The organism is Lysinibacillus sp. BSL11 (genome assembly GCF_052928325.1).
On the sequence record NZ_JAVGCX010000008.1, the window covers coordinates 137,950 to 152,402 of the forward strand.

At 37.2% G+C, this 14,453-nt stretch carries 14 protein-coding genes and 1 other annotated feature; of the genes, 5 read left to right on the plus strand and 9 right to left on the minus strand.

Annotated features, from left to right (window positions below; genetic code table 11):
* Positions 1 to 25 precede the first annotated feature (25 nt).
* Together mecA and spxA are read right to left on the minus strand one after the other, a co-directional pair.
* A complete protein-coding gene (mecA, locus tag RCJ95_RS11485; RefSeq protein WP_004227456.1) occupies positions 26 to 694 on the minus strand; it encodes an adaptor protein MecA in 669 nt (222 codons plus the stop codon).
* A 433-nt stretch (positions 695 to 1,127) separates the two neighbouring features.
* Positions 1,128 to 1,523, minus strand: a complete 396-nt coding sequence (spxA, locus tag RCJ95_RS11490) for a transcriptional regulator SpxA (protein WP_025116803.1) — start codon at positions 1,521 to 1,523, stop codon at positions 1,128 to 1,130.
* A 491-nt stretch (positions 1,524 to 2,014) separates the two neighbouring features.
* Positions 2,015 to 2,236 (plus strand) — a binding site (T-box leader).
* A 115-nt stretch (positions 2,237 to 2,351) separates the two neighbouring features.
* Between spxA and trpS the strand changes: the two genes are divergently transcribed.
* Positions 2,352 to 3,341 (plus strand): tryptophan--tRNA ligase, encoded by a 990-nt coding sequence (gene trpS, locus RCJ95_RS11495; RefSeq protein WP_048392030.1) that lies wholly within the window; start codon positions 2,352 to 2,354, stop codon positions 3,339 to 3,341.
* A gap of 2 nt (positions 3,342 to 3,343) precedes the next feature.
* On the opposite strand, the gene RCJ95_RS11500 is transcribed toward trpS, so the two are convergent.
* From RCJ95_RS11500 to RCJ95_RS11510, 3 genes are all read right to left on the minus strand, one after another.
* Positions 3,344 to 3,565, minus strand: coding sequence for a hypothetical protein (locus tag RCJ95_RS11500; RefSeq protein WP_004227464.1), 222 nt, complete (start codon positions 3,563 to 3,565; stop codon positions 3,344 to 3,346).
* A 105-nt stretch (positions 3,566 to 3,670) separates the two neighbouring features.
* Entirely contained in the window at positions 3,671 to 4,912 is a 1,242-nt protein-coding gene (fabF, locus tag RCJ95_RS11505) for a beta-ketoacyl-ACP synthase II (RefSeq protein ID WP_048392031.1), read from the minus strand.
* Positions 4,913 to 4,942: 30 nt separating this feature from the next.
* Complete coding sequence (locus RCJ95_RS11510; RefSeq protein ID WP_221679511.1) at positions 4,943 to 5,881, minus strand: beta-ketoacyl-ACP synthase III; 939 nt, start codon at positions 5,879 to 5,881, stop codon at positions 4,943 to 4,945.
* A 452-nt stretch (positions 5,882 to 6,333) separates the two neighbouring features.
* Here RCJ95_RS11510 and RCJ95_RS11515 point away from each other — a divergent pair, with 452 nt between their 5' ends.
* The gene (locus tag RCJ95_RS11515) at positions 6,334 to 6,528 is read left to right on the plus strand and encodes a YjzD family protein (RefSeq protein WP_004227469.1); all 195 of its coding nucleotides are present in this window, start codon (positions 6,334 to 6,336) and stop codon (positions 6,526 to 6,528) included.
* Positions 6,529 to 6,577: 49 nt separating this feature from the next.
* Here RCJ95_RS11515 and RCJ95_RS11520 read toward each other — a convergent pair whose 3' ends face one another.
* Positions 6,578 to 8,704, minus strand: a complete 2,127-nt coding sequence (locus RCJ95_RS11520; RefSeq protein WP_274771667.1) for an ATP-dependent Clp protease ATP-binding subunit — start codon at positions 8,702 to 8,704, stop codon at positions 6,578 to 6,580.
* A 269-nt stretch (positions 8,705 to 8,973) separates the two neighbouring features.
* Between RCJ95_RS11520 and RCJ95_RS11525 the strand changes: the two genes are divergently transcribed.
* On the plus strand, positions 8,974 to 9,660 hold the full coding sequence (locus RCJ95_RS11525; protein ID WP_446722334.1) for a Crp/Fnr family transcriptional regulator: 687 nt from the start codon (positions 8,974 to 8,976) through the stop codon (positions 9,658 to 9,660).
* A 65-nt stretch (positions 9,661 to 9,725) separates the two neighbouring features.
* On the opposite strand, the gene RCJ95_RS11530 is transcribed toward RCJ95_RS11525, so the two are convergent.
* Both RCJ95_RS11530 and RCJ95_RS11535 read right to left on the minus strand, forming a co-directional pair.
* A complete protein-coding gene (locus RCJ95_RS11530) occupies positions 9,726 to 10,034 on the minus strand; it encodes a metal-sulfur cluster assembly factor (protein WP_004227477.1) in 309 nt (102 codons plus the stop codon).
* A 53-nt stretch (positions 10,035 to 10,087) separates the two neighbouring features.
* A complete protein-coding gene (locus tag RCJ95_RS11535) occupies positions 10,088 to 10,852 on the minus strand; it encodes a prolyl oligopeptidase family serine peptidase (protein WP_337976237.1) in 765 nt (254 codons plus the stop codon).
* Between the two features lie 121 nt (positions 10,853 to 10,973).
* On the opposite strand from RCJ95_RS11535, the gene RCJ95_RS11540 reads away from it, so the two are divergent.
* Both RCJ95_RS11540 and RCJ95_RS11545 read left to right on the plus strand, forming a co-directional pair.
* Positions 10,974 to 11,783: a Cof-type HAD-IIB family hydrolase gene (locus RCJ95_RS11540; protein WP_205441354.1), complete on the plus strand. Its 810-nt coding sequence runs from the start codon at positions 10,974 to 10,976 to the stop codon at positions 11,781 to 11,783.
* A 138-nt stretch (positions 11,784 to 11,921) separates the two neighbouring features.
* Positions 11,922 to 12,779 carry a DegV family protein gene (locus tag RCJ95_RS11545; protein WP_274771665.1) on the plus strand — a complete coding sequence of 286 codons (858 nt, stop codon included), beginning with the start codon at positions 11,922 to 11,924 and terminating at the stop codon, positions 12,777 to 12,779.
* A 50-nt stretch (positions 12,780 to 12,829) separates the two neighbouring features.
* On the opposite strand, the gene RCJ95_RS11550 is transcribed toward RCJ95_RS11545, so the two are convergent.
* Positions 12,830 to 14,293, minus strand: coding sequence for an alpha-amylase family glycosyl hydrolase (locus tag RCJ95_RS11550; protein WP_221679498.1), 1,464 nt, complete (start codon positions 14,291 to 14,293; stop codon positions 12,830 to 12,832).
* Positions 14,294 to 14,453 lie beyond the last annotated feature (160 nt).

Here is a 14,453-nt window from a genome sequence, read left to right on the forward strand (position 1 = left end):
TCTAAAATAATTAGTGTTTCATTGCCTATGCAAAGTATTTTCGAACTGTTTCAAAGCAATTGAATTCCATAATTTTTTCACCGTACTCCTCTAGACGATGAATTGTAAAATTGGATGGTGTTAAAAATTCCTTGATAACTGCATTTCTATCATGACGATTTAAATCCTCATCTGCGTTTCCAAAATCAACAACTAGATAGTACCAATTTTCATATTTGAATAATGAGGAATCCACTAATTCGTCTGTCATTCGTTTTGCGACAGGGATTAACTCATCAATATCTTTAAATTTATAAACATAAATGTCTGTATCCATAAATAATTCTGACTCATCCATGTCACCAAATTGAGTTAGTTGGCTAAGAAGATCCTCTCCAACTTCATCGAATGGTGCAAACATATCTTTGTGTTCATCAAAATTCGAATGACCATCTAATGTTTCACCGTCTTTTAAAATATGTGCACGTGTGACAATGATTTCTAAGCCTACTTCAGATGCATTGATATGAATCCAAATCGGACCCTCTACATCAAAATAATCCTCCGTGTTTACTTCATCAATCATATCCCAAAAAAGTTGTTCACCCTTTGCTCGATTGTACCAAATTTCTTCACGACTATAGCCGCGATCCTCTATATCATTGTACGTAATAAAGAGCTTGAGTGTATTTTCATTTACACGTTCGATGTCCACTAGACCTCATCTCCCTTCACTGTCATATGTCGAAAAACAGTTTGTTTCATTAGTATGCTTTTATTCTTTGTTTTTAACCTTCATACTGCATTTGTTTTTCAACCTTTGACCACACTACAGTAAAACCATCGAGTAACCGTAAACATGAATTTTTGTGTTCACAGTTGTCTCTAACTCTATTGTATGCTGTTCTGTCATAAAATGAAAAGGATATACACCGTTTCACAGAAGATATTTGAATTATTGAAATTGTAGTAAACTATTTAACTTAAATCAAGTTTAACATACTTTTACGGAAATATATGACTTTTCCCTATTAATTATTATACTTCATATAGAAGGTTTTACAGAAGTAAAACATAAAAAAAAGATGTCACAACATGTATTCCACATCTGTAACATCTATTACATATATTATTCAGAATAGAAAGGTTTAATTCACCATTCGTTGTGCTTCTTGTAACTGATATGCTCGAACTTTTCGAGGTAAGAAACGACGAATTTCATCTTCATTGTAGCCAACCTGTAGACGTTTTTCATCTAAAATGATTGGTCTACGTAGTAAGCCTGGATATTCCTGAATTAATTCATATAAACGTTGTAATGGTAAGCTTTCAACGTCAACATTTAATTTTTGGAATATTTTAGAACGAGTGGAAATAATTTCATCAGTTCCGTCTTCTGTCATACGTAAAATTTTTTTTATTTCACTTATACTAAGTGGTTCAGAAAATATATTACGTTCTGTATATGGAATTTCGTGCTCCTCTAACCACGCTTTCGCTTTACGACAAGAGGTACAACTTGGTGATGTAAATAGGGTTACGATCATTCTGACACATCCTTTCATTTCAAAATCATTATCTATAAACCAGAACCAATGTGTTAAATTAGAATTAATGTAATGTAAAATACACAGTACCATTATACAGTACTCCGCTGTATTTGAATATAGTTCCAATAAAAAAAATCTGAACCTATCGCTAAATATTCTGTCTATTTATACAGCTTTCAAATATAGTGTATTTTCTTCAAACTTATGTGCTACTACTACCTTTCCCATTTTTAAAGCATTTTAAACATCTAAACAGATATCTCGGTTGTTCTCATTTAAGAAAAACAATCGAGAAAATTGTCAATCTCCCGTGTACATCTAGCCAATTTTTTAATAAAAAATTATAAATTTATAACAAAATTACATAACAAAAAAAGCATATAATTTTTTCTAGGAAAAAAACACCGTCAAAAGTCTGACTTTACACAAAGGAATCTTTATAATATAATTCTCTGCAATCAAATCAATTTGAACAATTTAAATTGAGAAAAACGCTGACGAAGAGTAGTACATATGCTAATTCACGTATAGAGAGTCTGTGGTTGCTGTAAACAGATCGTGGATGCATGTGGAATGGACTTCCGAGTTAGCTTTGTGAACGCTACTTGAAGCTATTAGCAAAGCTCGTCCCTTCACGTTACGAAGCTGAGTGGCCTTTTTAGGCAAGCTGGGTGGTACCGCGGATTCAAACATCATTCGTCCCTTCATTAGAAAAAATCTAATGAGGACGCATGATGTTTTTTTGTCCTCATCACCAAGTTGAAAGGTGAAGACAACGCTGTGACAAATGTTACAGAAATTGAATTCGAGGAGGAATTTTTAATGACAACTATTTTTTCTGGCGTACAGCCTACAGGTATCGTAACATTAGGGAACTATTTAGGAGCATTCAAGCAGTTCCCAGCACTACAGGATGAAGGGAACGCCATTTATTGTATCGTTGATCAACATGCAATCACTGTTGCACAAGATCCTAAAGAATTACGAGAAAGTATTCGAAAGCTTGCTGCTACCTATATTGCTACTGGCATTGACCCTAAAAAATCGACCTTATTTATTCAATCAGAGGTGCCAGCTCATGCTCAGGCAGGATGGATGTTACAATGTGTTGCGTCTATCGGTGAGCTAGAACGTATGACACAATTCAAAGATAAATCACATGGTAAGGAAAGCGTATCTGCTGCTCTTTTAACATATCCACCGCTAATGGCCGCGGACATTCTACTTTATAACACAAATATAGTCCCTGTAGGCGATGATCAGAAGCAGCATATTGAGCTAACTCGTGACCTTGCAGAACGCTTTAACAAACGCTTTGGCGATGTTTTAACAATTCCAGAAATTCAATTACCTAAAGCAGGCGCACGCATTAAATCCTTACAAGAGCCAACAAAGAAAATGAGTAAATCAGATCCAAATACGAAAGCGACAATCCGCTTATTAGATACTGCGAAAGACATTGAGAAAAAAATTAAATCAGCTGTAACTGACTCTGACGGCATCGTTGCATTTGATGTGGAAAATAAACCAGGTGTTTCAAATTTATTGACAATCGAATCAGCTATTTCAGGGGTAGCCGTTGAAGATTTAGTCAAAAAATATGAGGGAATTGGTTATGGTGGATTCAAGCAGGGTGTAGCAACAGCAGTAATTGAACACTTAACACCTATTCAAGAAAAATTCTATCATCTTGTAGAATCATCAGAGTTAGATGTCATTCTTGATGAAGGTGCTGAAAAGGCGAATGCGATTGCTAGTGCTACATTAAAACGTATGGAAGATGCTATGGGTCTTGGTCGCGCACGTCGCTAAACTTACGGCTTGTCTGAGGATCGATCAAAGCCCAAATCAAGCACAACTGCGCAGATGATGATACAGGCTCCTACCGCCATATAAAATTCTGTTGTTTGAAAAATAAATTTGAAAACAACCTTCCATGAATAACCTAGTGTGCGGTAATTTAAATACAATATGAGATTCCCTAAAGAGAGGATCATTAAGCCATAACTTACTAAAAATAAAAAGAGACGAAACATAGTAATGGCATCCTTTCTATTTCTTCTTACTTATCATTTATTCACAAAACTATAAAAAAAGACGTCAGCCATTTAAATTTGGCTGACGTTTTTTATGTTTATCTATTATGCTTCATATTTTTTAAATAGAAGACTTGCATTATGACCACCAAAACCAAGAGAATTACTCATTGCATATTGAATATTTGCTTCTCTTGCTTCGTTTGGAACATAATCTAAATCACATTCAGGATCAGGATCTTTTAAATTGATTGTAGGTGGTAAAATCCCTTCTTTAAGGGCTAATGCTGTGAAAATAGCTTCCACACCACCAGCTGCTCCTAATAAGTGACCTGTCATAGATTTTGTTGAGCTCATCGCAAGATTATACGCATGATCACCAAAAGCAGTCTTCACAGCTTGTGTTTCGAATAAATCGTTATATGGCGTACTTGTACCATGGGCATTAATATAATCAACTTGTGATGGCTCTACACCACCATCTGTTAACGCTTGCGTCATCGCACGGGCTGCACCTTCACCCTCTGGAGCTGGAGCCGTAATGTGATGCGCATCCCCTGTTGCACCATAACCTAAAACTTCAGCATAGATTTTGGCACCACGAGCTTTTGCATGTTCATATTCTTCTAAAATGACAATACCCGCTCCTTCTCCGATAATAAAGCCATCTCGGTTTTTATCGAATGGGCGACATGCTGCTTGTGGATCTTGATTTAATGATAGTGCTGTATTGGCACAAAAACCTGCAACTGCCATTGTTACGATTGGTGATTCAGCCCCACCAGAAATCATTACATCAGCATCTCCACGCTCAATTACTTTAAAGGCATCACCAATAGAGTTTGTGCCTGAAGCACATGCCGTTACAGAACAAGAATTAATCCCCTTTGCACCAAAGTGAATAGAGACTTGGCCTGATGCCATGTCAGGAATCATCATTGGAATAAAGAAAGGACTAACACGTCTTGCGCCACGCTCTTGGAATGTTAAAAATTGTTGTTCATATGTTTCCATTCCACCGATACCAGAACCAATCCATACACCTGCACGTGGAGCTAGCTCTTCATCAATTGTTAACTGTGCATCTTCCATTGCCATAATAGAAGCCGCTAATGCGTATTGTGTGAAACGATCCATTTTACGTGCTTCTTTACGATCAATATATTTTTCAATATCAAAGTCCTTAACTTCTGCGGCGATTTTTGCTGCAAAAAGATCTTTATTTAAGCGTGTCAACTCACCAATACCAGATTTACCAGCTTTAATGTTTGCCCATGTTTCTTCGATGCTATTTCCTAGTGGTGTAACTGCGCCAATTCCTGTAATTACTACTCGTCTTTTACTCATTGTCTTACTCCCCTCAAGCATTTTTCCTACTTATTTTCCCCATCTCATGGCTACGGCACCCCATGTTAAGCCGCCACCAAAACCTACAAGGACTAATAAATCATCCTCTTTAATCTTACCTGCTTCAAGCTCATCTACCAAGGAAATACCAATAGATGCTGCTGAAGTATTTCCGTATTTATGAATCGTTTTTGACATTTTTTCTGGTGGTAGCTCTAAACGCTCACGTGCAGATTCCATAATACGTATATTTGCCTGATGAGGCACTAAGAAGTCAACGTCTTCTTTTGTTAATCCTGCTTTCTCTAATACATTAACAGCCGATTCACCCATTTGTCGAACAGCAAATTTAAACACTTCACGACCATTCATCGCAATTGTATCTTGCTTCGTTAAATAAAGATTCTTTCCGCCTGTACCGTCTGCACCAAGTTCAAAGGATAGAATACCTCTACCTTCAGAGACTTGCCCAATGATAGCTGCACTGGCACCATCGCCAAATAATACAGCTGTATTGCGATCTTCCCAATCAACGACTTTCGACAGTTTTTCAACACCTACTACTAAGACATATTTATAAGCATTTGCCTCAACAAAGTGCTTAGCTGTCACTAAGCTATATATAAATCCTGCACATGCTGCTGCTTGATCCATTGCTGCAGCATTCACTGCTCCGAGTTGTTCCTGAACCATACAAGCTACACTTGGAAAAGTTTGATCCTGTGTGACAGTTGCTACAAGAATTAAACCAATTTCCTCAGGCGTAATACCCGCATTTGCAATAGCTTCTTTTGCCGCAGCTACTGCCAAATCTGAAGTTTCCTGATCATCTGCCGCAAAATGACGTTCTTCAATGCCTGTTCGAGTACGAATCCATTCATCAGAAGTATCCATGATTTTTTCCAAATCAAAATTTGTAACGACCTTCTCAGGAACATATTTGCCTATTCCTATAATACCAGCGTTCATATAGCAACCCCTCAGCTTTCTTACTATCAATTATTAGTAACTGGTCATAATTATAACGCATATAAAAGGAATGACGCAAGATGATTTAAAATTTATGCAGCTAAGGGTATTGTTCTTTGATTATAGAAGTGAAGAAATTTATGAAATGAGGTTATTCTTATTTAGGAGCTTTATCATACTTTGTGGAGCATTTCAGAGCGCTTTGCATCATGTATGAGCGGTGTCCTTTCTTTTTGGAGCACTTTTCACTCGCTTAGGAGCGCATTCCCCTATTTCAGAGCTGTTCCTAAATACTTTACATTACCAAACATAAAATACTAAATCTCATATTTGTTGTGACAAAATCGCCATGTTTCACATAAATGGTTCATTTTTTTTTGATTTATGTTATGATATGATAATGAATATGAGTAAAACCTTATGATGAAAAAAGTTCGGTTGAGGTGAAATTAATGCAATATATCGTAACGTTCATATGGTCATTCCTACTAGTTTCTATGTTAAACTACGTAGTCAGCTCTGTACTTGGTGTACCATTTGATTTCAAAACTGGAGCAATCGTTTCTGTTGTATTCTCCATCCTTATCTTTATTATTGGAGCAATCATTCCAAACGACCCTACACCAGAAGCTGCAGACCATCATTAATTCAGCTAGAAAAAACCTGTTCAGCTTCATGCCGAACAGGTTTTTTCTGTTATTTTTCCACAACACATTGTCCCTCATGCATTTTCACATGCAACGTCTCCCCTGGTAAAACTTCTCCGCGTAAGAGTTCTCTAGCAACGGCTGTTTCGATATGTCGCTGTACAAAGCGTTTTAGTGGTCTTGCTCCAAATTGGGCATCTGCCCCTTGCTCTACTACCCAATCAATGACTTCTTGCTCGACAGATAAAGTAATTTCTTGCTCTGCGACACGTTTAATCAATTGCTCCACATACTTCCAGGCAATCGCAGTAAAATGTTTAGTAGATAATGCATGGAAGAAAATGATATCATCCATTCTGTTTAAAAGCTCAGGTTTAAAATGTTGTCGTAGGGCTGTCATAACTAAGTCCTCCACAGCAGCATCATTTTCCTTTGCCTCCATTAAATAACTAGAGCCGATATTCGAAGTTAAAATGACTACTGTATTTGTAAAATTCACCATTCGTCCCTGACTATCTGTAATGCGCCCATCATCTAAAATTTGCAATAAAATGTTCGCCACATCAGGATGAGCTTTTTCAATCTCATCTAGTAGCACCACAGAATAAGGATTTCGGCGAACTGCTTCCGTTAGTTGTCCACCTTCCTCATAGCCCACATAGCCTGGAGGAGCCCCAACAAGTCGAGACACACTATGTTTCTCCATGTATTCACTCATATCAATACGAATAAAGTGATCCTCTGAATCAAATAATTGTGCAGCAAGTGCCTTGGCAAGTTCTGTTTTACCTACACCAGTTGGACCTAAAAATAAAAAGCTACCAATAGGTCGGTGTGGATCTTTGATACCTGCTCGTGCACGCCATACCGCTTCTGTCACTAATTGAACTGCTTTATCTTGTCCAACCACACGTTCATGTAATGTATCCTTTAAACGTAATAGTTTTTCACGCTCACCCTCTACTAATTTTGTTACAGGGATTCCTGTCCAACGTGAAACAATTGCAGCAATTTCATCTGCTGTTACCTCTTCACGTAAAATACGAGATTCTGCACCGTTCTCTAATTCCTTTTCAAGGACCTGAATGTCTTTTTCAAGTGTCGGAATTTTACCATGACGTAATTCAGCAGCTTTATTTAAATCATATTTACTTTCTGCCTCATCTAGATCACGACGATATTTATCCAATGTTTCACGTTTTTTCTGAATATCGTGTAGCTTTTCTTTTTCGGCTTCCCATTGTTGACGCATGCCCTCAGAGGATTCTTTTAACTTTGTTAATTCTTCACGTAATTGCTCCAAACGTTTTTTACTTGCCTCGTCCTTTTCCTTACGCAATGCCTGTTCCTCAATTTCAAGCTGCATAATACGACGTGTGACTGCGTCTAACTCCTGTGGCATTGAATCAATTTCTGTACGAATCATTGCACAAGCCTCATCAATTAAATCAATGGCCTTATCAGGTAAAAATCGTTCTGTAATATAGCGGTTGGATAGTTCTGCTGCCGCAACAATTGCTCTGTCATGAATACGTACGGCATGATGTAATTCAAAGCGTTCTTTTAAACCACGTAAAATGGATACTGTATCCTCTATAGATGGCTCACGCACTAGTACTTGCTGGAATCGACGTTCTAAGGCAGGATCCTTTTCAATGTACATACGATATTCGTCTAATGTAGTAGCACCAATACAGTGTAATTCACCACGTGCTAGCATAGGTTTTAGCATATTTCCTGCATCCATAGCGCCATCTGTTTTCCCTGCACCTACGATCGTATGAATTTCATCAATAAATAGAATGATTTGTCCTTCTGATTCTTTTACTTCTTTTAGCACACCTTTTAAGCGTTCTTCAAATTGTCCACGATAACTTGCACCAGCGATTAACGCACTCATATCTAATTCATATAATACGCATTCTTTCAAGCCTTCTGGTACATCACCTTTTACAATACGCTGCGCTAAACCTTCCACAATCGCCGTTTTACCAACTCCTGGTTCACCGATTAATACAGGATTATTTTTCGTTTTACGTGTTAAAATACGAATTACATTTCGAATTTCTTCATCACGCCCAATCACAGGGTCCATCTTGCCATTTTTTACTTCTTCAATTAAATTGCGGCCAAATTGTTCTAATGGTTTTTTATTGTCTGTTTGTTGAAATTGCATAGCTAGCACTCCTTTGTTTTCATATTTCTCATTATTTATATACCCACTCTTGTTTATATGAAAAAAGTTTGACCTTTTTTGACTAACTTTATTTTACATCACTCGACAAAGCTTAGCAAAGGAATCGCCCTAAAAATTTTTCACTTATTATGGAAGTTTACGTTATAATAATGATATGTTTCTGTGTTTTAGTATCGAAATCCACTATCCTTTTGTAATAATCGCCATTTATTACAAAAAGAAAGCGATGTGTTGGAGATATGGTTTTAATGGATAATATGTTTGAAAAAATTAAAGATCTTTTTCAAAACCACGGTGTTTTTATCAAAGTGAATAAAGGAAATAAAATTTTTCTAGAGGGTGAGCGGGCAAAAGAAATTTATTACATCCAATCAGGTGTTATTTCGATTAGCCAAGAATCCGAGACGGGCAAGGAATTAACCATTCGCATTTGTGGCCATGACAACATAATAGGAGAAGGTTCGTTATTTTGTAATCTTGTCTATAATTCAATGACTGCCAAAGTTTTAGAACCCTCTACGTTATATGTTTTGAGTCGTAAATCTTTGGAGCATTTACTAGAAGAGCAGCCGACTGTTATGGTGGAATACATGAAGTGGCTACAAACAGAAAACTTAAAGCATCAGAGTCGTTTGCGCGATTTAGTGTTAAACGGTAAAAAAGGTGCTCTATTTTCAACGCTCATTCGACTGTCCAATACGTATGGTAAACCTGTAGAAAATGACGCGATTTTTATTGATTTTCAGCTAACAAATACAGAAATTGCAAATTTGTGTGCGACAAGTCGGGAAATGATTAATCGTATGCTGAATGATTTAAAAAAACATGAGATTATCACTTTTGATAAAGGATTTATTACCATTCATGATTTACAATTTTTAAAAAATGAAATTGCCTGTGAAAATTGTCCATTACAAATATGCCGTATCGATTAGTTTCGTTACAAGCAAAAACCCTGCTTATTTTTCAATAAGCAGGGTTTTAAATAATCCATTTTAACTTAACGTACGCCCAATGCCATTTTTGCATAGCGTGACATTTTATCTTTCGACCAAGGTGGATTCCATACAATATTAACATTTGTACTTTTCACTTCTGGAAGTTCACCTAACGCCGTATTCACTTGATCCACAATGACTGGACCAAGTGGACAACCCATAGATGTTAGTGTCATCGTAACAGTTGCAACACCTTCATCATCTAATTCCACATCATATACTAAACCTAAGTTGACGATATCAATGCCAAGCTCAGGGTCAATTACGTTTTCTAAAGCACCTAACATGCTATCTTTCATATCCTGATCCATTCGTATTTCTCCTTCCATCATAGTGTTAACCTTATCATAGCAGATGCACCCTGTTATGCCAAATGCTGTGCAAGCCATGCTGTAGCTGCTAGCATACCGTCACGTGGTACAGCATGTCCAGCCCTTTTGTTCACCATGAACTTTAAATATTCAGGGTTTGCTTCATAGTATTCCCGTAATGATTCATAAAATTTATATGTTTCGTGAAAAGGAACTGTTTTATCTAATTCTCCATGCCAAAAGAATACAGGGCGACCCGCGAATTTTTCTGGCGTGAAACTGACATCATATTTAGCAAGGGCTTCATTAACTTTTTCAACGTCTTCCTCTGACATCGGCCAGTTAACTCCGCTTCTAGCAAATTGTTGCAATTGGTATTCACCCAATTTTATAAAACCAGGTGCACCCATACATATTGCAGCTGTTTGTATCCAATCATAAAGTTTCAGACAGCCTGATGTCACGATGCCACCCATTGAAGTGCCTCCTATACCAATTTTATGACTAGCTAATAAATTTTTATTCTTTAATTCATCATATAATTGTTGTACTTCATGAATAGAATTTAAAACAATGTCCCAAAAATTTAAATTCATTTGCATTTCCGTTAGGCCTTCGCCACGCTCACCATGAAATTTTGCATCTGGCAATAGGACACGCACCCCTTTATGCACTAATTGGTATGCATAGTGTAAGTTATGTTCTTTTGCACTCATAAAGCCATGCAAAAAAATGACTACCGGGGTTTCTTCATTCATCTTGTCTGTATGTATATGTAATAAAGGAATATTTCCCCACACTTCTTTTTCTACAAACATTATTGTCACTCCCAACTATTATCTCATCTTTATGTTAGCAAACTTTTTTCACTGTGACAAAATTTTGACGAATGTAAGACAAAGAGATACTATTCAAACTATAGGAAAGGGGCAACGAGCTATGAAACCGCATTTAATCGTATTAGACTTAGATGGAACTTTATTAACAGATCAACAACAAATTTCTGCAAAAACAAAAAAAACATTATTGCAGGCTAAGGAACAAGGGCATCAAGTGATGATTGCGACGGGACGTCCATACCGTGCAAGCGATCTTTATTATCATGAACTTGGGCTCACTACACCCATTGTTAATTTTAATGGCGCATATGTGCATCATCCTAAAAATGTCTCTTGGCAACATATGCACACACCAATTGATTTAAGTGTCGTACATGATGTTGTTGATTCTATTAACAGTTATGAATACGAAAATATTATCGCTGAGGTAAAAGATGATATTTATGTCCACACAGAAGACGATCGTATTTTAAATATTTTTAATATGGGGAATCCAAGAATTACACTTGGCGATTTATACACACATCTCTTGGAAAATCCCACAAGTTTGCTGATTCAGGCAAATGAAGCCAATTCGGTTATTATACGTGATCATTTACAGGCAGTGCATGCTGAAGTCATCGAGCATCGTCGCTGGGGCGCACCTCTTCATATTATTGAAATTGTGCGTCGAGGCTTAAATAAAGCTGTTGGCATAGCGCATGTGGCAAAAGATTTAGGTATCCCACGTGAGCGCATTATCGCGTTTGGCGATGAAGACAATGATTTAGAAATGATTGAATATGCTGGACTTGGTGTAGCGATGGGGAACGGTATCTCAAGTCTTAAAAACATTGCAAATGAAATAACTGCAACGAATAATGATGATGGAATTGCAAAAATACTCATCGATCGCTTGAAATTATCATAGTTAAGTAGTAAGTTCAAGTTAACATTCCATTTTTACCAGTTTAACTTTATTCAGTGGTACCCCTTCCATTTATAGTGAGTATCTACTGAAGAAAGTTAAAAAGCTTTAAAAGTAAGTTGAAATTAGGGGGACAAGAGAATGAAGATTTTTACGGATAGTGGATGTGATCTACCAAAATCTTACTATGAAGAAAATGATGTCGTGCTACTCCCTTTACGAGTGCAATTGAACAACAAAGAATATGAAGATGTGATTTCAATTGATTCCAAAGAGATCTATGATGCAATACGCCAAGGTGCTCAGCCAAAAACATCACAAGTGTCACCTGAGCTCTTTTTGAAGCATTTTGAGGAGCTAGCCAAAAATGATGAAGAAGGTATTTATATCGCGTTTTCATCAGAATTATCAGGCACATATAGTACTGCTCAAATGATTCGCAATCAGGTACTTGAGCAGTATCCTTCCTTAAAACTAGCCATTATCGACTCAAAATGCGCATCACTAGGACATGGCCTTGTCGTGGAAGAAGCTGTACGACTGCGAAATATAGGAGTATCCTTAGAAGATATGGCCTCTAAAATAAATACCCTTGCACCTCAGGTCGAGCATTTATTTACAGTAGAAGACTTAGATTACCTTGCAAAAGGTGGTCGTGTATCAAAAGCTAGTGCATTTTTAGGCGGCCTTCTTAGTATTAAGCCTATTTTAAATGTAGAAGATGGCAAACTTGTACCGATTGAAAAGTCACGCGGTCGAAAAAAAGCACTTAATCGTATGTTAGATTTAATGCAGGAGCGTGGTGGCAGCTTTACAAATAAAATCGTAGGTATTAGCCATAGTGACGACGCTGCCTTTGCGAATGAAGCAAAAGCCTCTATCCAGGAGCGTTTTTCACCTCAAGCTGTGCAAATTACCATGATAGGTTCCGCGATCGGCTCACATGTCGGACCTGGGACTATTGCAATTTTCTTCACAAATAAAAGCTTTGAAGGCTAATAAAAAGCATGCTAGGATGGCTCCTGGCATGCTTTTTTGTCGTGTTATTATTATTGGACGTCTTGCTCCTGACGACGAACTTTCCCTCGTTTAATGATGATGACAACAAAGCCAATAAAGATCACCCATACTAAGCCAAGAGCTACCATATAAGGAGTGTTTAAGCCTTCATCATTGCGAACTTGATAAATTTCAACCATTTCTCGGTCTAAAATAACAGGATAAACTTCTTTTTCATTTATGCGAACTTTTTCCTCATGTAAAATACCGTTCAGCATTTTCCCTTCACCAAGTTGTTCAGGTGTTAAGTCGACGCGTTGTGTTTTACCAGTATTATTAACCATGATTACCCACTTTTCTTCGTCAGAAGAACGTGTAAAGACAAGAAGGCCATTTTCATTTGTAATGACTTCAAAATCACCATTACGTAAAGTAGCTGATTGATTACGTAAAGATTGAACATTTTTAATATAATCAATTAGTTCTTCGTCTGTTTTAAAGTTATAAAGCTGGTGTGTATCTGGTTTTGCTTCCCCATTCATAGCAATTTCTGTCCCGTATTGTACGACAGGAATTCCTGGTAGCATAAATAAAGCACCCATCGCCATTTTTAAGCGGGTAGGTGGGAACATATTTTCATTAGCAGAGTCAAATGTAAAACGATGGGTTTCAAGTGAATCCACCATAATTTGTGTCGGTTTTTCTCCTGTGAAGGGTTCCATTAATTTTGAAGAATCCATATCCACGTTTTTAAATATATTACGATAGATATCTGCTGTTACAGGTGAGAAAGTTGCATCAAAGTCAGCATCACTTTCTTCATTTGCTATCACATAAAGTGACGTTTTTGTCTCTTTTAATGCAGTTATTACTGCATTGATAAACGCTGTATCAGCCCCTGCGATATTTGTTAAACGAATACCACCGATGTCATATGTAGAAACAAATTCAGTTACTGCTTGAATAAGTGCCTCTTGCACATCCTTATTCGACAAATCCCATTGTACTTGTCCATTATTGGTAGATGCAATCCAATCCGCTTTCGATGCATCCTTTGCCCACTCATGATTTGGACTCACATTTGTAAGTGGAAAATCCACCATAATGGACATATTTTTAGCTTTGTAGGCCTCTACAATACTTTGAAATTCTTCCGTTGTTCCAAAATGACGTTCAATTGTAGTATAGCTTGTGGGCATTGATCCATCATATTTCTCTGTAGAAAAGATAGGTCCAATAGAAACAATTGTATAGCCCATCTCACCGATAAATTTCAGTTTATCCTGTAAACCTGTAAAATCGCCCCCCGCAAATTTCGAAGGGTCCTGCGTATTTGTATCAAAATCGTTTGTGCCCGAGCCATTAAAGAAACGGTCAACGAGTAAATCATAGATGCTTTCCTCTGCTATTGTTCTAGTCGCTGATTCATCCGCATGTGCTACTGGTGTACTTACGAATGAAGTTGCTAATAAAAGTGATGCAGCCGTCGCACTTATCCACTTCTTAAATTTCACTGTTATTCCCTCTCTTTCAAACCAATCAACGTCATTTTACCAAATAACTCTGTCACGTCGCTATCTTTTCCAAAGATTTTGCGCAAATGCGAAATGAATTACGACAAAAAGGTGTCAATTCCGTCTTCCGTTTTCGTTTACAAAATAAAAGCCGTGAAGC